The sequence below is a fragment of the Carboxylicivirga taeanensis genome (genome assembly GCF_051851475.1).
GTDB lineage: Bacteria > Bacteroidota > Bacteroidia > Bacteroidales > Marinilabiliaceae > Carboxylicivirga > Carboxylicivirga taeanensis.
In genome coordinates this window covers 47,015-71,737 of the sequence record NZ_JBPUSJ010000002.1, presented here as the reverse complement: position 1 = coordinate 71,737, position 24,723 = coordinate 47,015, and the positions used below count along the sequence as shown (strand labels likewise).

Sequence of the window (24,723 nt, the reverse complement as noted above, 5' to 3'; positions counted from 1 at the left end):
ATTTTTTTGCCTTATATATAAATGATGAATAAAAAAAGAGGGAAATTCACCCCACTTTATGTGCTCGAAGTGGTATGGTTTCATCATAATAGGATCCAAACGAATAAACAGGTCCAATCGGGTTTATTGCTTCTATTGTGATGTTTTGTAGTCCATCACATATTTCACTACGCCGTCATAATCATCAATCCCGGCTGTTACACTATTGGTTTTCAGATAGGCATCGTTTACTTTGGTAGCAACCAGCTCCACCTTATTATTCATTAAAGCCATCCAATGACGATGCGATTTATAGAAATCGTGCCGTACCTCATAGCGAATCTTTTTTGCCAACTCCCGATAGCCTTCATAGCGATGGCAAGTGTAAATAAAATACCTTAACAGATGTAGATTAGCACTGTATGCCAAACGCTTATCCGGCGAGTGACTGCAGATATACCAGGCATAGAAGTTGGCTTCGGCCTCACTGGTCACACCCAGCTGGTGCGCTATTTCATGGGCCATAACAACCGGCACACCAAGGGGTAACATGTAGCTATTAACATGTGTTTCGCCAAAAAACGGCCCGTAATAGCCCGAAATGGTAGCGGCAGCAAAGAAACGACTTAACGAAATGGGTTTGGGCTTAAACTCAAGCGCCTCCACTTCCACCCGCAGAAAATCAGCATGTGCCTCGTACTCCTTTCGGATAAGCCTCAGCACCTCAGGCCGATCAATCGTGTATATTGGGGTATAGCTCTCATTGACTTCATTAATTAACCATTCAAAAACCTGCATTAACTCGGTTACATCAGGCTCGGCCGCCTGCAATTCGAGCCGCTCATTTAACTGACTGCGGTAATAATTAAACCCCCACAGCACATAAAACGCGCTGTAAACGATAGCAACCGTTACCAAATGCCGTTTCACAAAGCTTAGAAACCGTAATCGCCTCATCAATAACAGAATTGTATTAATGATGAGATAAGTAATCAAGCCTGCGTAAAACAAATCATCCAATGAAAAAGACACCAGATTGCTAAAAGCTGTTAAAGCCGCCACAACCAGCGGATACAAGCCTCGTGAATACCAATTCTCCACCAAGTGAGGATATTGTAAGGCCACACGGGTTAATATAAATACCAAAACACCCATCCCCACAGCCACACAAGTCACTGAATAACAACATTTCTTAAGCCAATTTCTCTTCATAACACGAAAATAGATAATCTGTCAGCGAAAAAATAATCCTATCGGTTTTCTATTATCGCTTTTTTTCAGGATTAAGCCAAATTTATGTATTAACTTCGCGACAGAAAAAAAATTCCAAAATGGCTATTGAGATAAAAGAGGTAATTGACAATAAGACGCTTAACGACTTTGTTAAGCTGCCATATTCGCTTTATAAAAATGAAGCCAACTGGGTGCCTCCAATGATACAGGAAGAGAAGGACGCCCTTGTGCCGGAAAAAAATCCTGCATTTGATTTCTGTAAAGTGAAACTTTGGGTCGCTTATAAGAATGGTAAATGCGTTGGACGTATTGGCGGCATAATTAATTCACTCTGGATAGAGAAAAAAGGGCAGTCCATTGGCCGGTTTACGCGCCCTGAGTTTATTGATGACAAAACAGTTAGCAAATTATTGTTTGAAACGGCCGAAAAATGGTTAAAAGCTGAAGGCATGGTGGAAGTGCAGGGGCCCCTGGGTTTCTCTAACCTCGATCATCAAGGCTGTTTGATTGAAGGCCATGACTGGCTGCCGTCGGTTGCCTCCGACTATCACATGGCCTACTACCAGGAGCACTTTAATGCCTTGGGTTACGAGAAAGAAATTGATTGGTTAGAGTTCCGAATTACATTTCCGGATGCACTGCCCGAAAAAGCCTTTAAAGTGGCCGATATGCTTACCAGGCGTTACGGTTTGAAAGCGCTTAATTTCACATCAGGCAAAGAGCTGGAGCCATATAAACAAAAAGTATTCGCCCTGTTCAATAAAGCCTTTTCAGAGCTGTTTGGAACTTTCGAATTGCCCGATAAGATGGTGCAATTCTATATCAAAAAGTACTTTCCGATATTGAACCCCCGCTATGTGAAAATCATCCTCGACAAAGAAGATGAGCTGGCTGGCTTTTTAATTGCCCTTCCATCGCTTTCAAAAGCCATGCAAAAAGCTAAAGGCAAGCTGTGGCCGTTGGGCTGGTGGCACATTATGAAAGCCCTTAAACATCCTAAGGAAATGGATTTAATGCTTACAGGTGTTAAGCCTGAGCTGCAAAAAATGGGGGTTGCTGCCTTGCTGATGAATGACCTTTGGAAAACGGCCAAAGAAGACGGAGTAAAGTATGTTGAAACAACCGGGATGTTGGAAAACAACCATGTGGCTATACAAATGTGGAAATCGTTTGAGCATATCCAGCATAAAAGAAAACGCTGTTACAAAAAAGCACTATAATACACAATAAACGAAGATTTTTTGATGAAAAGGTGCTTGTTTAACAGGCACCTTTTTTAATGGGTAAAAGAGATGACAAGAGCAGTTATTTTAAAAGAAGTGAAGAGTTACGCCATTATAACACTGGGTTTGATGGTAAGTGCCGTTGGCTGGACCGGATTTATCATTCCATCCGATATAGTTGGTGGTGGTGTAATGGGGCTATCCTCGTTATTGTATTTTATTTTTGAATTACCAGTTGGTCCGACCAACCTGGTACTGAATTCCATCCTGATTTTATTATCGATGAAGATTCTGGGTAAAGGCTTCGGTTTTAAAACGATTTACTCGTTGGTTACACTGTCGGTATTTATTACGGTTTTTCCTTACTTTATCACCGACCCGATAGTGAGCGATCGCTTCATGGCGGCCATTATCGGTGGCGGTATGGTTGGGGCGAGTATCGGTATCCTGTTTGTTCAGGGAGGAAGTACCGGTGGCACCGAAATAATAGCCATGATAATCAACAAAAACCACAATATCAGTCCGGGTCGCATCATGGTTTTTTGCGACATCTTTATCATCAGTTCCTCATTCTTTGTATTTGAGTCGCTGGAAACAATGGTGTTTGGTTTTGTGGTGGTTGGTCTCATGTCTTACATTGCCGATATGCTGCTAACCGGTTCGCGCCAATCGGTTCAAATCCTCATCATCTCGCAAAAACCCATGGAGATAGCCGATAAATTATCGTCGCAGATAAACCGGGGCTTAAGCTTTTTAAAAGGACGCGGCTATTACTATGCCGGCGATCGCGAATTTATTATCACCATTGTTAAGAAATCGGAATCGCACATGGTGTTTCAGATTATTAAAGAAACAGATCCGGATGCTTTTATTTCGGTTGCCAATGTAATGGCGGTTTATGGCCACGGTTTTGACCAATACAAACCACCACTCAACAGCAAAAAAAGCTCTAAACCAAAGAATACTGCACCCCGGCCAATTGAGTAAGAACTTTTTCATAAGCCTCAGGCATTTTTGCTTCGAGGCTTATTTTTTCTTTGGTCACAGGATGTTCTAACTGCAATGTACTGGCATGTAAGAGTAGGCGCTTCACACCTGTTACTTCCGTCATAATTTTATTGAGGGTCCAATCGCCATGTTGAGTATCTCCCAGAATATCAGTCCGATTCATCGCAAAATGCTGGCGCAACTGATGCCACCGACCAGTTTCAGGTCTGGCTCGTACTAAACTAAGCCCCACATTTACCTCTTGCTTATAGCAGATACCTGTTTCCACCGATCTAAGTGTTTGATACCAGGTTTTTGCACTCTGTCTTTTTTTCTTTTTCTTGATTAAAACGGGATTATCGAAAACACCTTCTCCCGGAGCCCCTTTGCACACCATCAGATATTCCTTCTTAACCTGACGCTGCTCAAACTGACGACCGAGTTCTCCGGCCGCTTCCCTTGTAAAGGCCAAAACAATGACCCCCGATGTTTTTGAATCGAGCCGATGCACCGGAAATACCGATTTCCCGGTTAGCAGGCCAACTGCTTTTGTGAGATAAGCTGCATCAGCAGGCATAAAATCGTTCTTATGTACGGGCAAATCAACGGGTTTATTCACCGCTATCATCACCTCATCCTGATAAATAATATCATTGGCTGTTATATCCATTTAACAAAGATAGCGCCTTCCCGGTGCTTTCTTGCCCGCAATTCAAAATACTTACTAATTTTGTGCGCCTTAATAACCAGCATTATGCAAAAAGAAACTGTACGCAACACACTATTAGCGATTATTGCTTGCCTCCTTTGGTCAACGGCCTTTGTTGGCATTAAAATTGGGCTCAAGTATACAACACCTATCCAATTCGCTGGTCTGCGCTTTTTCTTTTCCGGCCTGCTGCTGCTCCCCCTCGTCCCTTCATTTAAAAAGCTGGTGACGGCCATCCGACAAAACATCTGGCTCATTATTAAAGTATCTGCTTTTCAAACCTTTATATTGTATGCCCTTTTTTACTGGGGGGTGGCCTTAATTGATGGTGCCCTGGCAGCAATTATTATTGGTTCACAGCCACTGTTTGCAGCCCTCACCGCCCACGTTATGATGAGCAATGATAAAATGAGCCTGCGCAAAACACTGGTCATCTCTTCAGGGATTGGAGGCATCGTTCTCATTGCTCTTCCAAAAGGTGTCAGTGGACCGGGTGAATGGAGTGAATTGGCGGGGATGGCTCTGCTCGTTATGGCCAATATAGCCTCGGGCATTGGCAATGTATTTGTCAGCAAAAACAGAACCACTATTTCGCCCATTATTCTCAATGCCATACAGATGATACTGGGTGGTTTTTCACTATTTTTATTTTCACTTCTGACCGAACCATTTTCCGGATTTGACTATCCTACTGAGTATTATCTGGCACTATCATGGCTGAGTTTTCTGTCTGCTACGGCCTTCTCAATCTGGTTTTTCCTCCTGCAAAAACCGGGCATTAAAGTTTCCGACCTGAACGTTTTTAAATTCATCATCCCCGTTTTTGGGGCTACCTTAAGCTGGGTAATTTTACCTGATGAATCGCCCGACATTATCTCTATTGCCGGAATGATGATAATCGGTGCCTCAGTGGTGATTTACAGCCTGTTGGTTGCTAAAAAGTAAGAAATAGCCGGGTAGTTGTATACCAATGAGGAGCTCCTGATTTAAATTCTTTTGATTGAAAAACAACACCAAAAGTAAGACCAAATGAATGATAGCCAACGCTGAGCCCGGTTCGCCAGGTACCAATTAATTTATTCATCTCCCCAAACTCAATGTAATGAATCTTTTCATTCCGGTGCCATCCTCCCATGAGTGTTCCATTATACGCAACGGCAGTTAAGCTGGGCTCGGTCCACACAAACAGCTGCCAGGAATGATTACTATTAGGCAGGGGCAAGCCCAGGCTTTCAATGTATCCGGGCATTTTACCAACTCTGAACAACAGACCTAAAGAAGCCTCATCGTGCAAAGTACCAATGCGAGCAGCTCCTTTACCATAAAAACCAGTATATGGGGTTTCATACAATTGTTTATAGGCCTGAATGTTATAATTGATAACCGGCCAATTATATTGCTGATTGTGCCAGCCATTGGGTAGTTGAATATCTGCAAAATCATGGTATTTATACTGCACCTTACCGGCCCCCGAAGCAGGCCCCATCACCCCTAAATCCAACTCAGCTTTCAGCAGCCATCCGGTTTCCGGATTAGCAGCATTGGAATGAGAACTAAAAACTAATACACCTGCGTATGGACGATCAAAAAATTGTATCTCATCACTCTTAATATCCTTTGGTGTGTAGGCTTTTTGAAAAACAGACACCCCATACATCACATTTTTGTGGTTCCCGGGCTTTAATAAAACAAGGTTAAGAGGATTATGCGTAATAACCGGATGGTACATTGTAAAAGACATTCCTTGCGTGTAATAATAATCGGTCATCATAAACACATCATTATCCCACCGGAGCTGATAGTAGCTGTTTTGGAGAGTCTGCTGACTACTTGCAGAAATCAGCACTACCCAACTGAATGCAATTGTGGCTAAGAACCTTTTCTTCCTAATCATCTGATTAATTTGCAGATACACATCAAAGTTTGAGCCATATTTTATTAATAAAACTTAAAAAATATCACTAACTTACATCGTGCCAAAAACTCTTTAACCAATTAGTTATTTTTGTTTACAATAAAAATCAAAAGACTAAATCCCTTAACAACTCACACATGAAACTAATTACTCTTTTCATTCTCACTTGCTTTAGCATACAACTAAGCGCCCAGCAAGCACAAGTTAACGACACTACTCAATCGAAAAAATCAAAACGCTATAATTACATGTCGCTGCGCTACCACGCAGGCAGAGTATTACAAACCAACGACTTTCTGAAGGGAGAAAATGATGCCAACCAGGTGATTGATTACTACCAGGCGCTCAGTCTTGCCTACGGCGTTCAAACAGATGGAAGCAAAGAGTGGCATCACATCTTTAACTTTCCCTATTTTGGTTTTGCCTTTTACAACGCCAACTTCTTCAATGTGGACGAATTAGGAACTCCCACAGCATTGTATGGGTTTATGGGCTTTCCGATTAAACGCAAAGAGAAGAGTATGTGGGGTTATGAGCTGGGGTTTGGACTCACCTATAACTGGAAACCATATAATAAATACGACAATCCTTTTAATGTTGCCATTGGCTCTTACCGCACAGTTTACATCGATGCTAATTTGTTTTACGAATATTACCTCAGCACCCGTTGGTCGTTACGTGGCGCCTTTGGATTTACGCATTTTTCAAATGGAGGCACAAAAAAGCCGAATAGCGGAATTAACCTGCTGAATCCATCGTTTCAGGTGAGCTACCATTTTAAAGATCGTCCTCTTTTAATTAAAACTCCTCAACCCACCTACCCACAGCACTACGAGGTTGCTATTCAGCTCGGATCGGGATCGAGCAATGTGCTTTACAACAACCCTAATGAACCTAGCAATCCGACAGATGAAAGAGGCACGGCCGACATCATGCATTCTTATTTAAACCTATCGGCAGCAATATTAAAGCAAACAACCTGGAAAAATAAATTTGGTGTTGGCCTTGACCTTACCTACGATGAAAAAGCAAATGTTAAAATAACCAACCCGGCCGATGGCAGCCTGGCACCAACGGTGGAGTTTGCTGATAAAACTTATGAAAAGCTGATGTTGGGTATTTATGGTACCTACGAGTTCACAATCGACCGTTTATCAGTTGCCTCTTACATGGGATTTTTAGCTTTACGTAAAAAAGATGAACACTCAAACCCGCTAATGTACCAGAAGTTTGGCTTAAAATACCACTTTAAAAACGATATGTATGTTGGCCTTTTGGTAAGAGCTCACAACTTTTCGGTGGCCGAAGTGATAGAATGGAACATCGGCTATCGTATCAAGTGGAACTAACGAATGTATAAATAACCCCTAAAAACTATGAAACAGCTAATATTAGTAATCTTCGCCTTGAGCCTTATGAATGGGGCTATTGCTCAGGAAACTGATAAGAAACATTTAAGCCGCAAAGAAATGCGCGAAATAAGAAAACTTGAGCAGAAAAAACAATCGGAAGCTATGTCCAAGGTAATAGCTACCTCCATAGAAGAGAAAAAATGGGTGCTCGAAGCCAACTCTTTAGCGGGCAAGCGGGGCAGCTCCATCATCGTAAATAGCAATTTAAACTTTATTGCCATGGAAGGAGATGAAGCTTTTGTGCAGCTTGGTTCTGATACCGGGATGGGTGCAAATGGAGTTGGCGGTGTTTCTGTGCGTGGCAGAGTCACCAAGTATGAAGTTAAAAAAAATGAGAAGAAAGGCACCTACTTCATCACCCTCTATGTGAGCTCAGCAATCGGCTCATTTGATATACGCCTCGATTGCAATTCGGACGGTCAAATTGCCAACGCTACGGTGCAAGGCAATACCTCGGGCAGAATTCAGTACCGGGGCATTCTTGTACCACTATCTCAATCAACAGTTTACAAAGGAACACCAATTATCTGATATTGAATCAGTCAGGTTTAACTGACAGTGGGAGCACACTAAAAAGCATGAGCTAAAGGTGTGCTCCATTGTTTTGGTCGAAAGCCGAATTACCCAGATGACTTTCGCTGTATCCGTTTTGGTTATTAGGTATATAAAAATAGAAAGTGGTGCCCTTCTGCAACTGTGAGCGAAGCCAGACTTTTCCTCCCAGCATCTCCACCAATTGCTTAACAATACTCAACCCCAAACCGATACCGCCATGCACATCATGACCACTGTGCGCTTTTTGAAAGGGGGTAAAAATCTTCTCATATTCATCCTCGGAGATGCCTATTCCTGTATCCATAATAGCAAAGAGGACGATATTATCAGGCATTTGTATTCGATCAAATGATTCGTCAAGCATGGCAAAAGCCTTCTCGCCTTGACGAACAACCAGCCTCACATGTCCTCGCAATGTGAACTTAAGGGCATTGTTCAGAAGGTTGATCAACACCTGCTTCAAGCGCTCCCTGTCGGTACAAACCGTCAGATCACCAATATTTCCTTCCATATCGAGCTCATACCTCACTCCCTCTTTTACACTTAGCCTTAGGGACTTAAAAGCATCTTTACAAAGTGCATATACATCCACATCGCGTCTAATCAGGGCAACCTGACCTGTTTCGATACGAGAAATATCCAGAATATCATTAATCAACACTAAAAGGCTATCACTGCTTTTTTGTATCACGCTGGCAAATTCTTTTCGCTCTTCAGCGCTATAAACATTGCTGCCCAAGAGGGTCGAAAAGCCAACAATAGAATTCATTGGTGTTCTTATTTCATGGGACAGATTCGCCAAAAAAGCTGTTTTTAGCCGATCAGCCTGTTCGGCTCGTAATTTGGCAGCTTCCAAATCTGCTGTTCTTTCCTTGACTAGTTCTTCCAGATAATAACGATGGAGTTCCAGTTCTTTCTTTTGGTTAAGAATCTCCTCCCTACTATCCTCCAAATCAGTGTTTACAGCTTGTAGCTGCCGGGTTCTGTCCAGCACTTTTTCTGCCAGGATTTTTTTCTGATTATTCAGATACCTGATTCTAAGAATGTAAACAAAGTAAACCAGAATAACCATAAACAGGATAACGATGCCTTTAAATAGGCGACTGCGGGTAAAAGGTGGTTTCACAATCAGCACCACACTATCGCCCTCTTCGTTCCATACCTGATCGTTATTTGAAGCTTTTACTCTGAGGGTATAACTGCCCTCGGGCAAAGAAACGTATGTTTTGGCATTTACTGCCATTAAGGTATCCCAATTATCTTCATACCCCTCCAATTGCCAGGCAATCATATTGCGGTTAGCATTCCAATAATTAAATACGCTGGCATAAAAAGATATCTGTTTATCTTCTGTGTTGATTTCCAGTGTGTCTTTACCAATATACACCCAGTGATCGTAAACTTGTCCGCCAATTACTTCCCGATCATTATAGACCGAATAGGAGCCTAAATCCACATCGGGTACCTTAGTATTATACATGAATTCGTTGGGATTAAACTCTACAAACCCACCAAAACCTCCCATTAAAATCTCACCATTGTCCCCTTGAAAATGAGAAGTTTGATTAAACTCGCGACACCTGACGCCGTCATATCGACCAAAACTCATCAGATGTTTCGTATCAAGATCAAAGCGGATAATTCGCGAGTTGCTATTCATCCACAAAAAGCCTTCGCGATCTTTATGGATAGAATAGATGTTTGTGGACAACATCTCGTTCTCCATGATGGGAGCAAACGCCTTATTGTCGATATCAAACTGAAGTAAGCCCATGCCATAAGTGGCCAAAAATAGGGTGCTATCGTTCTGCACATGCAAATCCATAATTGAATTGAACCGGACCTTTCCCTGAGAGGTAGTTACCGCCGATGAGTAGCGCTCAAACCGTCTGGTTGCCGGGTTAAAGGAGGTTAAACACCCTTCTTTGTCACCAATCCATAATACCCCTTGATTATCAATAATAGCACAAGTTGTTCTCAAACTCATATCATCCACCAGGTTATCAGGAAAAGGGTAAACCTGATAATCCTCCTCGGATTTAAAGTGAATAACTCCGGCAAACGTAACCAGCCAAAACGTTTGTTTGTGTGGCAATATGGAAGTGATAATGTTCAAATTACGTGCATTCACATCTGCATGACTAAAAAGGGTACGCGCATATGAATCGTTAGTTAAATCAATTGCCAAGAGCCCTTCATAACTGCCTGCCCACAAAATATGCTGTTTATCTTCATAGCCGCAATTAATGGTATCCTGGTTTAACCCTTTTGAATTATTAAGAGCAAAAACCTCCGGCTCCTTCTCTCCATCTTTATAATAAAGCTCGGTATGCGTCCACCACCAGTAGCGATTCTTATAGTCTTTATGCAAAAAAAACAGGTTATCAGCCATCCGCCCGGCATTGCGTCTGGTTCGAAGGTGTTTGAACCTCAGCTTATTTTTTGTACACATGGATAAGCCATCCTTAGTGCCCACCCACAAGAGTTTGTGTTTAGCAGAATAGTGTAATGAACTGACCCAGTTATTTGCCAAAGCCTCATCTTCAACTTTTGCCTTATGCCAGTTAAGCAGTTTTCCGTTTGGGCTAAGACGCATTAATCCATCGCCATAGGTGCCCAACCAAATATTATTACATTCGTCAATTATATGACCGGTAAGCATGGCGACATCAGGCGTGCGTTGATAGAGAGCAGATAGCTTACTGCTCGAAAGGGCATATTTGACTAACTCGGTATTGGAGCTCACAACCAGCATTGAGTCATTCAAAAAACTGACCGCATTTGCTCGCTGTAATCGTTCCAGGGCGGCCACCTTGCTCATCTGCAACCGTCCCTTCTCCATATCATCCAACAAATAGTGGTAAAGGCCATTATCGGTTCCAACGAACAATACTCCATCGCGATGCACCAGATCCAGCACCTCGTAGTCTGAACGTGAGCGATTAATAGTAAGATCAATAAACTGCTGCTTTTCCAAATGATAAGCCTGAAGCCCATTCTCCTTAGTTCCGATAAGCAACCAGTTTCTGTACCTACTTAAAACATTAACTGTACCGATACCAATTTTATGCTCTCTATCGGTTTTTCGTTGTATCTGCTCAGCTTTAAAGTTGGTTAATGACAATTTGTTGATACCGCCCAGACGTGTACCTACCCACAGTACTTTTTTATCCGGATCGACATATAAAGCCTTTATCAGATTATCGGAAATGGAAGTTGAATCATTGACATCGTGCCGGAAGCAATCGAAATAAATGCCATCAAAAATGTATAAACCTTCAGTGGTCCCAATCCAGGTATATCCGGTCGAATCCTGCACCACACTTTCGATAAAAGGATGCTCAAGCCCCTCTTCCACCCCATAGTTCTGAAAAGCAAAATTTTGAGCCGACAGACTCATCACCCCCATTATAAACAAGACACACGCGTATTTTACCCTCTCCAAAACTCCTGCTGTTTAATTATTTAAGATGCAAATATTAAGTTAGCTAACATATATATTTCATTTGGTTAATGCATTATTCAAACACTATAGCCGATAAATGCTATTACTGCTAACTTTTCAAATTACAAGCCCAGTACCTGTATCGCCAATCCAGACAGGAAAATAACAAAGCCTGCAATGGGATGCCCCAGTCTTTCGAAACGTTTTAAATTAACAAACGATAATCCATACGACATTGCCAATACAACGGCCGTCATGGTGAATAGGGTGGTTAATCCGAATACACTGGTGACCAAAACAAGCGCACCAACACTTTCTATTGCGGCCGGATACATTAATATCGGAATTAGCGGCTCACAAGGCCCCAAGGCAAATATTATAAAGAGTATCCAGGGCGTAATGTTTTTAGAATCTTCAAGTTTATCCATGTGTCCATGGCGATGCTTTTTAAACATGCGCCTAACACCCCATAAAGCATACAACAAACCAAATGCAATTAAAGCCCAGGCAGCAAGGTTCCCTCTAAAAGATTCAAACCAATTGAGTTTTTCCACCTGCAACTCAAGGGCAATCCCAATCATACCAACTAAAACTGAACTCAGAATATGACCAATGCCACAAAGAACCGTTAAAGCAATTACTTTGCCCAGCTTCCACGAACGGGCTTTACCAATCATTATAAAAGGCAGGTAGTGGTCGGGCCCAAACAAGGTGTGGAAAAAACCAATAGAGGCCGCGCTTATAACAAGAACTTGAAGTTCGCTACTCATTTTTTTCTTTTAAAATTAAGAATAATTAACGGATGTGATGAGCTACCCAATAGGTTCGTCACTTATTTATTTTTAATCTAAATCAGTCGAGCCCAGGGAAATGTAGACTCTTAAAAGGTTTCTAATCGATTCGGAACTAATCTGACTAAAATCGATGGCTGAGCTATCGATAAACTCATAAGCACTCACATCATCTTTGGCCTGCATGTTATCAAAATTGTCTACTTCGCATACAAATCCCAGATCGGTTGTAAAAACCGAATAGTTCGAAAACACATACTCATTGGGAAAGGAGGCAATAAAGCGCATCGATTTGACGGTGAGGTTCAATTCTTCTTTCACTTCGCGAGCGACACACTCTTCAGCTGTTTCCATGGGATCGACAAAACCACCTGGTAGATCAAGCATTCCGGCACATGGCTCAAAAGCACGCCGTGTTAGTAAAATCTCTCCTTTGGCATTGCAGATAATGGCTGCCACAGCTGCTGCCGAATTAATAAACAAATGAAACCCACAAGCCTGGCACCTGAAAGATTTTGTGCCATCGTAAGTAAATTGGTCAGAACCACATTTCGCACAATACCTGATCACATCTTTAGGCTGCGTACTACCACTGTTAATATTCATAATAATTATTGTTTTTTCATCCAAGTAAGGCATTAATGATACAAAATATTTGACCAAATAACATATAGAGACTTATATTTGTAATAATTAACCGATTATCCGTAATCAGAAACTTAGCCTTTTATGCCTGATAATGCTAACCGCCGGTTGCCTGTTTCGGCTTACGACATTTTAGCGTATGCCCTTCAGCTGAAGCAACACCCAACAATTGACAATGTTTATTTAGATAGAAATAACATTCACTACAGACGAACAAAGTGGGGGTTTGAAAAGGCAGAACGCCTTAACCTGCGACTGGCTTTGCGAAGAATGGAAAAAGAATGCGACTTGCTTGCCCAGCGACTGGATGATTTGTCTGAAGAATATGACCACCTCTTAAAAAGAAAAACCGGCTTGCTGCAGCACCTGGATGCAGCCAATAATAAACTAAAGGAACACCGAAGGGAGAGAGGTTTTCTGAAAAAATACCTCAAAGAAGTATTGGATAAAAACCTGTCGCTCGACAAACGCATGGAGCGCATGACCAAAAGGGAGCAAAATTTACTTCAGCAAATCGATAATCTCAAAAGTACCAAAGATAATTTACTGGAGAACAACCTCCATCTGACCAATAAAAACAGAGAACAGAAAAATCAGATACAGACGCTACAAAAAGTAGTTGAGGAGCTAAAGAGTGAGCAGAAAAAAGCAGCGAAAGTTTTTTAAGGCAGTTCATTAAAAAAGGGCGGAAGCTCTCCTCCACCCTTTATCATTGGTTACCCTCTATCTCTTGAACTCTCCAGGTCGTAATTCAGGTTATAACATTTCAGCCACTATTAAAAGCCATTTAGCTCCATGGTTACCGTTGGTATTAAGAGCAAAAATCCTAATAAAATCATGATCACAATTAATGGGGCCACCCATTTAAACCATTTGGTATAAGGTATTTTGGCCACGCCTAAAACGCCTATCAGTACCGGTGAGGTGGGCGTAATCATATTAGTAAAGCCATCGCCAAACTGAAAGGCCATCACCGTTGCCTGACGCGATAAACCAATTAAATCGCTGAAAGGTGCCATAATGGGCATGGTGAGGGCGGCCTTAGCCGAACCACTTGGAATAAATATATTAATCAGTGTCTGAATCATGTACATGATACCCACTGACGCAATATTACCCAGATCGCTCATTGACTGAGCCAGCGCATGCAGAATGGTATGTACAATTTTGCCGTCTTCGAGAATAACAATAATGCCGCCGGCCAGTCCAACCACCAATGCGGCTGACATTATATCCTTGGCACCCTCGATAAAGAGCTTGGTGATGGTGTTGGCATCATTCCCCATTGAAATACCCGATAATATACCCATGGCTAAAAACAGGGCGGCTATTTCGGTGATGTACCACTCGTAACCCATCACACCAATCACCAAAAACAGAATAGTAAAACTTAACAAGTTAAGGATGAAAAAGTGGACCCGCTTACGCAGCGATAAGAAGCCTGTAAGGGCAAACAAGCCCGCCATAACCGGCACAACCGGCCAGGTGACCCCTTCTCCACCACCCACTTTAAGTGTTGTTTCGGGGTGATTAAAAGCAAATAAACCCACCACAAGAGTTGTGATGCCGTAGGCCCACCAGGCCGCGCGTGGAGTAGGCCTATCCAGCTCCTCTTCGTGCTCGGCACCGCGGTTACGCCAGTAGGCATCCTGCTCATAAACCGGTGAAGCTTTAGGATTCTTCTTCACTTTTGCCGCATACCAAAGAATATAGGCAAAGCCAACCAGATTAATAACGAACCAACATACCAAACGGTATTCAAAGCCCGAAAACAAGGGCAAATCGGCCAATCCCTGTGCAATGCCAATGGTAAAAGGATTGAGTACCGCGCCGGCAAAACCCAAGTGAGCTGCCAGGTAAACAATGCCCACGCCCGTAATGCTGTCGTAGCCCATCGAAATCGCCAAAGGAATTAAAACAACCATAAAGGCGATGGTTTCCTCACTCATTCCAAACACTGCCCCAAACACCGAAAACATGAGCATGATTAACACTAGAATCAAATTATTGGCGCCGAAGAAGCGAATGGCTCTGTAGTTATCCAGGCGTTTAACGAAATGTAAAAAGGAGAAGATACCTACATCCACTGCTTTAGAGGCATTCATTATCCAGAAAGCACCGCCAATCATCAGAATAAAGATGATGATACCGGCCCCCTTTTCGAAACCATGCACCATGGAAGCAAACACTTCCCAGGTTTGTGGCTGACTATCGATGTATTGAAACACCATCTGCGTTTGCTCAACGCCATCAACCACTGTCGTTTTCTGAATATACTCACCTCCCGGAACAAACCAGGTGGCCACAGCGGCCAAAATAACGAGAGAGAAAATAATTACATAAGTGTGTGGAACTTTTTTAAACATATTTTTGAAAGATCTAGATGTGTGTACTAAAAGTAATACGCAATACTGAATAGGGTGATTTACGAATAAGCGTAAAAATAAAATTTCAGGTTGTAAAAGGTAGCAAATGAACTGTTTTTAAACGTCTCCAACCTTAATGTGGCAACACCTAAGTTCAATTAGGCATTCACCTGTAATAAGCATCGTTTCTAATGAGCGCCTATCGTTTTTTACCTTTACCGTTTCCTTTACCATTCCCCTTCCCCTTACTGTGGCCTTTGCTTTTATATTTTGAATGCCGCTTTAACTGATGAAACTCTTCGGAACCAGGCTTAATACCCACTTGTTTGGCAATATATCCCCATCCCTTGCTGCCATGGTCGTTATATATGCACAAAATGTCATCGATTGGCCTTTTTGAAATTTTAGAAATCTCAAGTGCCAGATAAATTTCTCCCGGAGCCATCTCCAGGCTTCCGTGCATATACTCTATTTTCTTTTCCGATATATTATAGCCAATGCTTAACTCAGTTTTAAAAGCACCAAAATCTAAATTTGCTCTGGCATTTATCGAATTCAAATCTGTTTCCAGCCGTGCATTTCCGGTATCAAACGACATTTGGGCTGATGCCACAACAGGCAGGAGTAAAAAAAGTAAAATAGCAATGTTTTTCATATGATTATAATTTATCTTCATTTATCAGATAGAACGCTCAATGAATTTTAATCATGCTCAGGCGTGTAATTTAGCACGCTAAAATTCATGGTCGTTTCTTGTTTCTATATTTTTTTGTGTCGGCTGAAACCCGCCATCGGTAGTCACTTTGTGTAACTTGCTATTTTATACGGCCTGTTTGCAGACAACATTAAATCGTTTAAAGGCTAAATTTCCTGAACAAGAGGTGCCATTTAAAATTAGCCTCAAAGTTAATTTTATCTGCTAATTATCTATGCATCGAAATTTCGGATGGGGTTATTCCAATCCCAGACAAAAGTGGACGGTAATGGCTGAGGTGCTTTAGCGGTGGCTTATTGTGCATGATTCGTCCAACAGCTTGTCATCTGTTCTTCAGAAGGATTCAGACAGAAAGCCTCCAGATACCCATCCGGACTTTTTTAAACACCAGGAGCTGTCTGCTCCTTGCTGAACTCCTGTTAACTTAAGCACAAAACCCATCGCTATTAACTAACTGATGGGTTTTTGCTCTCTTTAATTCGATTGGTTTGGCATTAACTCTTCACAGCTTTGCCCAAAGCTTCGAGTAATTGAGGTTGGTCTTCGAGGGCAATGCGGGCCACCGCATAAAACTCCGACATCCATCTGTCCAGTTTACCCAGGGCTTCGTCTTTGGCTTTGGTGGCGGCTTCCGACTCCCCTACTTCGAGCAGGTAGGTGGTGCGTTTGGCTGGTGCCTTAGTCATTAGCTTGGTTCTTTTTATCATGTCTATTAGAAGCCACCATAGCAATGATCACTAACACCATGGAGCAAATGCCGATATAGGCAGCTGCATTAACTCCCCAGCTTAAATCGCTGTAGTTTACATGAAACACCTGCACGGCTATAATAATAGCGGCGAAAACGATTAAAGTCATTCTGGTTTTTTTCATAGTGGTTTGGTTTAATGTGATTTAAAAGTAGGCCTCGCTAAGCGAAGTCTACGACTTCGTTTGAGGTACCGGGTAGTTTAAAACTACCTATTAGTTTCGATGTAATTTGTAATTACGCCAACATGAGGTAAGAATGACGTAGCGTGACGCTACGCCAAACGGGGAGACTGTTTTTTTATGCTACATCAGTTTTCTGATTTCCTCAAGGGTTGAATTTAGTTTAAGAGGTATATTATCTTTTAATATTTGAGCATAACTAATTTCAATTTGATTAACAACATCAACAGCAATACAGAACTCAGCATTAATAATGTATTTCTTTGAAAAATTCAGTTCCAGATACCGATGAAGGATGTCTGTAAACATTGCCAATTCATCTCTCTCGTACCCATCTAACTGAGCAATGAACCATATAGCTCCGATTTCCTTATTTTCATCTTGAAAAGTAAAAACATGATGTGGCAAAGCCTCAACTTGCAGCCCTTTAATATTCAATAAAAAATCTGGCCGATGCTTTTTAATCGTTTGAAAATTCACCTTTGGAATCCATCTACTAAAATCGTAATCTTCATACTTATACAGAATAGCAATATTTCTTTCATACATGTCCTTAGTTCTTTTAAGGTCTGTGTTTTCATATTTCGCCTCAAACTCATGTATCTTATCAATAATGATACTATTATCATTATGTTTAAATGCGTTACTAATTGCGCTTAAACAAATAACCCAATAGTCTCCTCCTCCATCTGTTTCCTTTTTTTCTTTTTCTATTTGTAGGTTCTGAGCAAAGGTCTTTTTACGTCTATCTGACTTTTTTCTAAAGTCAATAATTGATTTAATTGATAGTTTATTCATTTTTTAATGTAATTAAATTGTCTCATAAGGCAATAGTAAATTTTCGTCTATTCTTCCCCCTTTCTAAGCGAAGTCTGCGACTTCGTTTAAGTTACCCGGTGGTTTTAAACTACCTATTAGTTTCGACGTAATTTGCAAATTACGCCGAGCGGCGCTACATATCACCCACCATCAGCACCCAGTGCCAACACCTTAATTATTCCTTTATTGTTTTTCCGCCCCAAAGAACTCTCACATTAACCCCGGCTAGGGAGGCGGTATATTTCCGATTAGTACCTGTGAAATTAGAACTTAAAGTTAGATGCATGCCTTTCAATTGATAAACAATATTATTTTGTTGATGAACCGACAAAAAGAGAAGATAATCGTTTAAATATGAATAATTTGCTGTTATTAAAGCTTCTGTATTTTGTGCACAGTAAGCACTGCTCCCTTCTATGTATTTGTGGGCATAGAGTTGTCCACAAGCCGGACGGCTCTTACACATTTTCTTACGGGCATTCAATAACCATTGCGAATGCGTTCGCACTCTGTACTTATCGAAACAGTGCTTGCTTCTCAATACTGACCGCGGACTTCCATCTACTGACTAACCACTGCCTTAATTGGGTGCTTGAGACTCACTGCTCCCTTTTGCCTAAAAACGGTGAACTCCGCGCGGTGGACTTAAAAAACCCAATTGATTAAAATCATAGACATCCATGCCACAATTATTCTACTTTTAAATCCGTAAAACAAGGATAAAAAGTTTCTCATGAAGCAGCTATTAATCAAAAACATAAAACAACTGATTCAGACTGAAAAAGAGAATCAACCATACATAGCCGGTGCCCAAATGGCCCAGCTACCTGTTATTAACAATGCCTACCTATTGATAAAGGGCCCTTATATTCATGCATTCGGTTCAATGGATGAACTGGATGAAACAACGCTTGGGGAAAATATAGAGGTGATTGACGCAACCGGACGTTTAGTTTTGCCAGCCTGGTGCGATTCGCACACCCACCTGGTGTATCCTAAAAGTCGCGATGTGGAGTACGTGGATAAAATCAAAGGCTTGAGCTACGAAGAAATTGCGGCTCGTGGAGGCGGTATCCTTAACTCGGCCAAATTGATGCAAACAGCCAGTGAAGATCAGCTCTTTGAGGATGCCATGCTGCGTTTACAGGAAATTATTAAATGGGGAACCGGGGCTGTTGAGATAAAGAGTGGCTATGGCTTAACACTGGAAAGTGAGCTGAAGATGTTACGTGTGATTAAGCGCTTAAAAGCGGCCAGTCCGCTCACCATTAAGTCAACATTTTTGGGTGCTCACTCCATACCAATGGAATACCGCGGTCAGCAAGAGAAATACGTCGATTTAGTTATTAATGAGATGCTGCCTGCTGTTGCCAAAGAGCAACTGGCCGATTACGTGGATGTTTTTTGCGATGTGGGTTTCTTTACCGTAGAAGATACCGATCGGATTTTAAATGCTGCCGCTAAATACGGCCTTACACCTAAGATTCATGCCAATGAGCTGGACTATTCGGGTGGTATTCAAGTGGGCGTTAAATACAGTGCCCTATCGGTAGACCACCTGGAGTTCACAGGTGATGACGAAATTAAGGCCTTAAAAGATTCGGGAACCATGCCCACCATTTTGCCGGGTGCGGCTTTCTTTCTGAACATGGCCTATGCACCAGCCCGTAAAATGATGGAAGCCGGCCTGCCGGTGGCTTTGGCCTCTGATTATAACCCCGGTTCATCGCCATCGGGCAATATGCAGCTGATAATGGCCATGGGAAGTGTTTTATACCGCATGCTGCCCGAGGAAGTCATTCATGCGGTTACTAAAAATACGGCTTACGCCATGGGAGTTGATAAAGAACTAGGGTCTATCTGTGTGGGTAAGAAGGCTAATGTAATTATTACCAAGTCCATTCCCGGCATTGAGTACCTGCCCTACGCCTACGGCGAAAATAAGGTGGAAACGACCATTTTAAATGGTGTTATCAGCTAATAGTTGTTGGCTAACGGCTTTATACATCCCGACTTCGAACAGCGATCTTCGGAGTAATAAAAGAAGATAAAAGACCTAAGAGGCAAGGCCTAAAACCAGTTGAAACATTAGCCGTTCAACTGACAACAAAATGAAATAAAATGCACTTGGCACAACGCACGGCGCACTAAATTATAAAATCAACAAAAGACTAAATACCATGCAACAACTAATCGAATGCGTTCCTAATTTCAGCGAGGGATGCGACATGAGCATTATTGAGAAAATCACCGATGAAATTAAAAAAGTAGACGGTGTGAAGCTAATTGATGTGGATCCCGGACAAGCTACTAACCGCACTGTAGTAACCATTGTGGGCACACCTGAAGAAGTGTGTGAGGCCGCCTTTCAGGCAGTGAAAAAAGCCCAGGAGTTGATTGATATGCGTCATCACAAAGGCGCGCACCCACGCTTTGGAGCTACCGATGTGTGCCCATTGGTACCGGTGGCCAACATCAGCATGGAAGAAACAGTTGTTTATGCCCATAAATTGGCCGAACGGATAGGCACCGAATTAAATATTCCTATCTACTGCTACGAATTTGCTGCTAAAGAAGAGAAGCGCCGTAACCTGGCCACTTGTCGGGAGGGTGAATACGAAGCAGTGTCAAAACGCATAGTAACAGCCGAGTGGAAACCAGATTATGGTCCTGCAGAATGGAATGAGAGCGTGGCCAAATCGGGTGTAACTGCTGTTGGAGCCCGTAACTTCCTGATTGCTTATAACGTGAACCTGAACACCACGTCCACCCGTCGTGCCAACGCCATTGCCTTTGATGTGCGTGAGCGCGGCCGTGTAAAACGCGAAGGCCATCCGGTAACGGGTAAAATTGTAAAAGATGAAAACGGCAATCCGGTGAATGTACCGGGCATGTTGAAATCGGTAAAAGGCATTGGCTGGTACATTGAAGAGTATGGTATTGCACAAATCTCCATGAACCTGACCGACATCACCGTTACGTCCTTACATAAAGCCTATGAGGCGGTTTATGAGCGTGCTAATGCCCGTGGTATTCGCGTAACCGGTTCGGAGCTGGTGGGTGTGGTGCCTTTGCAGGCCATGCTGGATGCCGGTAAATACTTCCTGCGCAAGCAAGAGCGCTCAACGGGTATTCCTGAGCGTGAGATCATCAAGATAGCCGTGAAATCAATGGGATTAGACGAGCTCTATCCATTCGATCCGGACAAAAAAATTATTGAGTACATCCTGAAGGACGATAAGAAGCAACTCATTGACATGAACCTGACTGAGTTTGCTGACGAAACGGCTTCTGAGTCGCCGGCTCCCGGTGGCGGTTCTATCTCAGCTTATGTGGGCTCATTGGGCGCTGCCCTGGGCACCATGGTGGCTAACCTGTCGGCACACAAACGTGGCTGGGACGAGCGCTGGGAAGAATTCAGCGACTGGGCCGAAAAAGGCATGGCTGTGGAGAAAGAATTGTTGAGCCTGGTGGACGAGGATACCAATGCTTTCAACCGCATTATGGATGCCTTTGGCTTACCAAAAGGCACGGATGAAGAAAAAGCAGCCCGCAAACAAGCCATTGATGAAGCTACCAAGTACGCCATTGAAGTACCTTTCCGTGTAATGAAAGTGGCTTTCAAAGGCTTTGAAGTGATTCGTGCCATGGCCGAGATTGGCAACCCCAACTCCGTAACCGATGCAGGTGTAGGAGCTTTATGTGCTCGTACCGCTGTGATGGGCGCTTTCCTCAATGTGAAGATCAATGCGGCCGGACTGGATGATAAATCATTTGTGGATGGTATTCTTGCCGAAGGTCAAGCGATTGAAGATAAGGCGATTCAAGAAGAAAAAGAGATCCTGGAGATTGTGAATAGCAAGATCTAGCATAACCCAATTCTTTACTTTTATGCAAAACGGCTGCCTTGATGGTGGCCGTTTTTTTATGCCAACTTACAGCATTCAACCTCCAAACCTGATTAACAAAATAAGTAAGGCTACCTAAGTGGCAGCCTTATTAAGGTGTATTAAGAAATCAGTATTCAATTCGCCTATAATATTATACCTATCCGTCAAGAAACACTTAAAGTTGCTCTGAAATTAGTTTCTCGAAATCAGGATTAGAGGGGGCAGGAGCAAATGCATCAATAAACTTTCCATCATTATCGATCACTATAAACCTAGGCACACCAAATAATTCATAGCTTTTAAACTCACTGCGATTACAAATAAACTGTTGCGATGTCTTAGGATGCTCATCCAAATATCTTTGCCATGCTTTCTTATTAGAATCAATACTAATTGATATAAAGTGAATCGGTTTATCACTATACTTTTGGGCTAATTCTTCAAAAAAAGGCGCTTCATTTTTACAAGGACCACACCAGGTGGCCCATACATCTATTACAACCATCTGGCCTTTAAAATCGGACAAACGGACCTGTTGCCCTTCCAGCGCACTAAAGGTCAGGTTAGGAGCAAGATTACCCGGCTCAAGCACTTCGTATTTATGAAATGCTTTACCAATTACCCTTTTATACTTTTCGCTTTGAATTTTAGCCTCCACCTCAGCACGCTGTTCCAATACCTGCTTAACCGGTCCCATAGAAGCTAAACCATAGCAAAGGTTCGAAGCCTCGATAAAGTCGACCAATTCCTGATTGACCTGACTGGTCCCAAACTGTTTAAGCACCGACTGAGATAGACCACGATAGGTATCCAAGTGTAGATAATCAGGATCGTTACTATCCTTTAAATAAGCTTCTACAACAGGTTTAAAGTAGGTATCAGCACTATCCTTAAAGCTTTTAGCGTCTTCATCACTCATCTTCTTCATCCAACTTGCATAAAAACCGTAGCTCTGCAGGGTGTTGGCCGCATCAAATTGGATACGCCCCTTCTCCAGTTTTTTAAAATGCTCACTAACATTTCTCAGACTGTCTAGTTGCAAATTAGCATTTTCAACCACCTTCTCCAGGCGCTCAATCACCTCGTCAAAATCAGGATGGTCCATTAAGTTAACATTGGGAATGTATGAGCCCCCTTTCGGAAAAGGCTTGGCTCGTAGATATCGATTCGCTTCGGCACCTGTTCCATTAAACAATGCCGCATTCGGGTCATTCAAGTCCACCTCCATGGTCAAGTCATCGCCAGGTGATAAATACAAGGTATTGCGACCTAAACGGAAATAGGTTGGGTGATCAAGCGGGATTGTTATATCGAAGAAGTTGCTAGAATCGGTTTTAATTTCAACTGTCTCGCGCAGAATATACCCTTCGGGTGTTTCAATACGCATGGTTTCTACCGGTGAAAAATTCTTTAGTGTACCCTTTAAATGCACTTCTTGTAATGGCTTTTGGGTGCATGCCGCACAAATGAGTGCCAGGCCAAATATCGTAAATAAAGTCTGTTTCATTTTCAAAGCAATATTTCTGTAAATCATTCCGGACACGGGCAAGCCAGGTCCGGAATGAATACAATTGGTTAAGGCTAGTAAGTATTTTGTTTAATGGCTCCCTTTGAAACAGTTATGTCATAGGTAGTGATCGGTCGTGCAAACTTCCTCGACTTCTTATCTAAAGTATAGGTAATAGGCTCTTCCTTACCATGGATAGCTGATAAATTATAAGGGTAAAACTCACGTGTCATTACCACATCATCACTTGCATCGTCGTTGTTGTTATAACGACGAACATCAAAGAAGCGCTGTGTAAATGGCATTTCGCGACGTCGCTCGTCAATAATGCGCTGTAAGGCTTCATTTTTATTGACGGCCGACAAGTTAATCACATCGGCTGGCGCATCGCTACTGATACGTTTGACGCGCAACTGGTTGGCTGTGGCCAGACCTTGCTCCCATTCACCTTGTCGTACCTCTGACTCTGCCTTAATTAACAGCATTTCGGCAACAGTAGGTCCACTTGGCAAATAACCATTTTCACAGAAAACGTAAGACGGATAGCTCAACGGCGGATCAACCATGCCACGAGTATATGAGTAGTCTTCTACCACATGGTACTTATAACGCAAATCATGGGTTTGGTCGTACAGTGCCAACAACTCTTTAGAAGGCACGAAATACTCACTTCCATTATATAAATAACGGTAATAGTACAATTCTTTCCAGGCCATACTATTCTGCGAATACATACCTCCATCGAAAGTCATTGGATAAACGATACGGACGTCCCCATCCCCCACTGTTACATCTTCAACAAAATCAGAATAGTACATCTCAGTATTGTAATCCACTAATTCACCGTGCTCAGCCAAAGCAGCTTCAGCATATTTCTTCGCATTTTTATAATCGTGCATACAGAGATAAACACGTGCAGCAAATGCGTTTACCGCGGGCGTACTGGCTCGCCAAATACGATACTTATCATCGTCAAACTTCAATTCGCGCTGTAATTTGAGCGCCTTTTCCAAATCACTTGTTATTAAGGTCCAGGTATCTGCAAGCGAGGCTCTTTCTATGGCTTCTTCAAAGCTGGTGGTTTGTTTAATTGGCAGTCCCATCTCCTGCATATTCTCTTCGCTATATGGCAGACAGTAAGTATTTACCAATTGATAATAACTGTAGGCTCTCACAAAATGAGCCTCAGCTTCCAGAAAACTTATCTCTTCCTGTGTACCCTCCATCTTATCCAGGTTAGAAATAATCATATTGGCCTCAAATATTTTTGCCCATTCGTGTGGCCAGTAGGGGCGCTCATAATCTGGTAGATATTCCACATCCCAGGTGGCAAACTGCACAATATTAACACCATAAATATCTTTGTTATCAAACAGATCGGTGTAAAGTCCATAATCATCACTGCCATGTATCACATCACGATTACCCTCGGATGCAAAACTCCGGTAACTGTTTAGCAAGGCATCGAAATGTTCGGCCTTAGTGGGCACCACATTGGATGACTTATTGGGCTCTTTATCAAGAAAGTCGTCACAAGCAGTCAATAGCAGAGCTATAAAAACTAAAAGTAAGCTACTATATTTTTTCATTTTGATAGATTTT

At 42.3% G+C, this 24,723-nt stretch carries 21 protein-coding genes; 8 read left to right on the top strand and 13 right to left on the bottom strand.

Annotated elements, in window-relative coordinates:
• Positions 1–132: 132 nt before the first annotated feature.
• Entirely contained in the window at positions 133–1,191 is a 1,059-nt protein-coding gene (locus ACSX1H_RS03770; RefSeq protein WP_439182326.1) for a DUF3810 domain-containing protein, read from the bottom strand.
• A gap of 119 nt (positions 1,192–1,310) precedes the next feature.
• Here ACSX1H_RS03770 and ACSX1H_RS03765 point away from each other — a divergent pair, with 119 nt between their 5' ends.
• Complete coding sequence (locus tag ACSX1H_RS03765) at positions 1,311–2,432, top strand: GNAT family N-acetyltransferase (protein WP_439182325.1); 1,122 nt, start codon at positions 1,311–1,313, stop codon at positions 2,430–2,432.
• A gap of 72 nt (positions 2,433–2,504) precedes the next feature.
• Positions 2,505–3,422 carry a YitT family protein gene (locus ACSX1H_RS03760; protein WP_439182324.1) on the top strand — a complete coding sequence of 306 codons (918 nt, stop codon included), beginning with the start codon at positions 2,505–2,507 and terminating at the stop codon, positions 3,420–3,422.
• Here ACSX1H_RS03760 and ACSX1H_RS03755 read toward each other — a convergent pair.
• Positions 3,385–4,092, bottom strand: coding sequence for a pseudouridine synthase (locus ACSX1H_RS03755; RefSeq protein WP_439182322.1), 708 nt, complete (start codon positions 4,090–4,092; stop codon positions 3,385–3,387). The two genes, ACSX1H_RS03760 and ACSX1H_RS03755, sit on opposite strands and share 38 nt — an antisense overlap.
• Positions 4,093–4,176: 84 nt before the next feature.
• On the opposite strand from ACSX1H_RS03755, the gene ACSX1H_RS03750 reads away from it, so the two are divergent.
• A complete protein-coding gene (locus tag ACSX1H_RS03750) occupies positions 4,177–5,076 on the top strand; it encodes a DMT family transporter (RefSeq protein WP_439182321.1) in 900 nt (299 codons plus the stop codon).
• Here the strand turns inward: ACSX1H_RS03750 and ACSX1H_RS03745 are convergent.
• Positions 5,066–6,025 (bottom strand): lipid A deacylase LpxR family protein, encoded by a 960-nt coding sequence (locus tag ACSX1H_RS03745; RefSeq protein WP_439182320.1) that lies wholly within the window; start codon positions 6,023–6,025, stop codon positions 5,066–5,068. The two genes, ACSX1H_RS03750 and ACSX1H_RS03745, sit on opposite strands and share 11 nt — an antisense overlap.
• Before the next feature lie 158 nt (positions 6,026–6,183).
• Between ACSX1H_RS03745 and ACSX1H_RS03740 the strand changes: the two genes are divergently transcribed.
• Positions 6,184–7,395: an acyloxyacyl hydrolase gene (locus ACSX1H_RS03740; RefSeq protein ID WP_439182319.1), complete on the top strand. Its 1,212-nt coding sequence runs from the start codon at positions 6,184–6,186 to the stop codon at positions 7,393–7,395.
• A gap of 27 nt (positions 7,396–7,422) precedes the next feature.
• Positions 7,423–7,989 carry a DUF4251 domain-containing protein gene (locus ACSX1H_RS03735; protein WP_439182318.1) on the top strand — a complete coding sequence of 189 codons (567 nt, stop codon included), beginning with the start codon at positions 7,423–7,425 and terminating at the stop codon, positions 7,987–7,989.
• A 52-nt stretch (positions 7,990–8,041) separates the two neighbouring features.
• Here the strand turns inward: ACSX1H_RS03735 and ACSX1H_RS03730 are convergent, their stop codons facing one another.
• From ACSX1H_RS03730 to ACSX1H_RS03720, 3 genes are all read right to left on the bottom strand, one after another.
• Positions 8,042–11,458 (bottom strand): sensor histidine kinase, encoded by a 3,417-nt coding sequence (locus ACSX1H_RS03730; protein ID WP_439182317.1) that lies wholly within the window; start codon positions 11,456–11,458, stop codon positions 8,042–8,044.
• Positions 11,459–11,580: 122 nt separating this feature from the next.
• A complete protein-coding gene (locus ACSX1H_RS03725; protein WP_439182316.1) occupies positions 11,581–12,228 on the bottom strand; it encodes an urease accessory protein UreH domain-containing protein in 648 nt (215 codons plus the stop codon).
• Positions 12,229–12,300: 72 nt separating this feature from the next.
• Positions 12,301–12,855, bottom strand: coding sequence for an NUDIX hydrolase (locus ACSX1H_RS03720; RefSeq protein WP_439182315.1), 555 nt, complete (start codon positions 12,853–12,855; stop codon positions 12,301–12,303).
• A gap of 123 nt (positions 12,856–12,978) precedes the next feature.
• Between ACSX1H_RS03720 and ACSX1H_RS03715 the strand changes: the two genes are divergently transcribed.
• Complete coding sequence (locus ACSX1H_RS03715; protein WP_439182314.1) at positions 12,979–13,560, top strand: hypothetical protein; 582 nt, start codon at positions 12,979–12,981, stop codon at positions 13,558–13,560.
• A gap of 110 nt (positions 13,561–13,670) precedes the next feature.
• Here the strand turns inward: ACSX1H_RS03715 and ACSX1H_RS03710 are convergent, their stop codons facing one another.
• From ACSX1H_RS03710 to ACSX1H_RS03690, 5 genes are all read right to left on the bottom strand, one after another.
• Complete coding sequence (locus tag ACSX1H_RS03710) at positions 13,671–15,260, bottom strand: YfcC family protein (RefSeq protein ID WP_439182313.1); 1,590 nt, start codon at positions 15,258–15,260, stop codon at positions 13,671–13,673.
• Positions 15,261–15,459: 199 nt separating this feature from the next.
• Positions 15,460–15,915 (bottom strand): hypothetical protein, encoded by a 456-nt coding sequence (locus ACSX1H_RS03705; RefSeq protein WP_439182312.1) that lies wholly within the window; start codon positions 15,913–15,915, stop codon positions 15,460–15,462.
• A 554-nt stretch (positions 15,916–16,469) separates the two neighbouring features.
• Complete coding sequence (locus ACSX1H_RS03700) at positions 16,470–16,661, bottom strand: hypothetical protein (RefSeq protein ID WP_439182311.1); 192 nt, start codon at positions 16,659–16,661, stop codon at positions 16,470–16,472.
• On the bottom strand, positions 16,654–16,848 hold the full coding sequence (locus tag ACSX1H_RS03695) for a hypothetical protein (protein ID WP_439182310.1): 195 nt from the start codon (positions 16,846–16,848) through the stop codon (positions 16,654–16,656). The genes ACSX1H_RS03700 and ACSX1H_RS03695 overlap by 8 nt, the downstream gene beginning before the upstream one ends.
• Before the next feature lie 180 nt (positions 16,849–17,028).
• On the bottom strand, positions 17,029–17,703 hold the full coding sequence (locus ACSX1H_RS03690) for a hypothetical protein (RefSeq protein WP_439182308.1): 675 nt from the start codon (positions 17,701–17,703) through the stop codon (positions 17,029–17,031).
• Positions 17,704–18,457: 754 nt separating this feature from the next.
• On the opposite strand from ACSX1H_RS03690, the gene hutI reads away from it, so the two are divergent.
• On the top strand, positions 18,458–19,705 hold the full coding sequence (gene hutI, locus ACSX1H_RS03685) for an imidazolonepropionase (protein ID WP_439182306.1): 1,248 nt from the start codon (positions 18,458–18,460) through the stop codon (positions 19,703–19,705).
• 199 nt (positions 19,706–19,904) lie between these two features.
• Entirely contained in the window at positions 19,905–21,593 is a 1,689-nt protein-coding gene (ftcD, locus tag ACSX1H_RS03680; protein WP_439182304.1) for a glutamate formimidoyltransferase, read from the top strand.
• A gap of 196 nt (positions 21,594–21,789) precedes the next feature.
• Here the strand turns inward: ftcD and ACSX1H_RS03675 are convergent, their stop codons facing one another.
• Both ACSX1H_RS03675 and ACSX1H_RS03670 read right to left on the bottom strand, forming a co-directional pair.
• Positions 21,790–23,121, bottom strand: a complete 1,332-nt coding sequence (locus ACSX1H_RS03675) for a TlpA family protein disulfide reductase (protein ID WP_439182303.1) — start codon at positions 23,119–23,121, stop codon at positions 21,790–21,792.
• Positions 23,122–23,195: 74 nt separating this feature from the next.
• On the bottom strand, positions 23,196–24,710 hold the full coding sequence (locus ACSX1H_RS03670) for a RagB/SusD family nutrient uptake outer membrane protein (protein WP_439182302.1): 1,515 nt from the start codon (positions 24,708–24,710) through the stop codon (positions 23,196–23,198).
• Positions 24,711–24,723 lie beyond the last annotated feature (13 nt).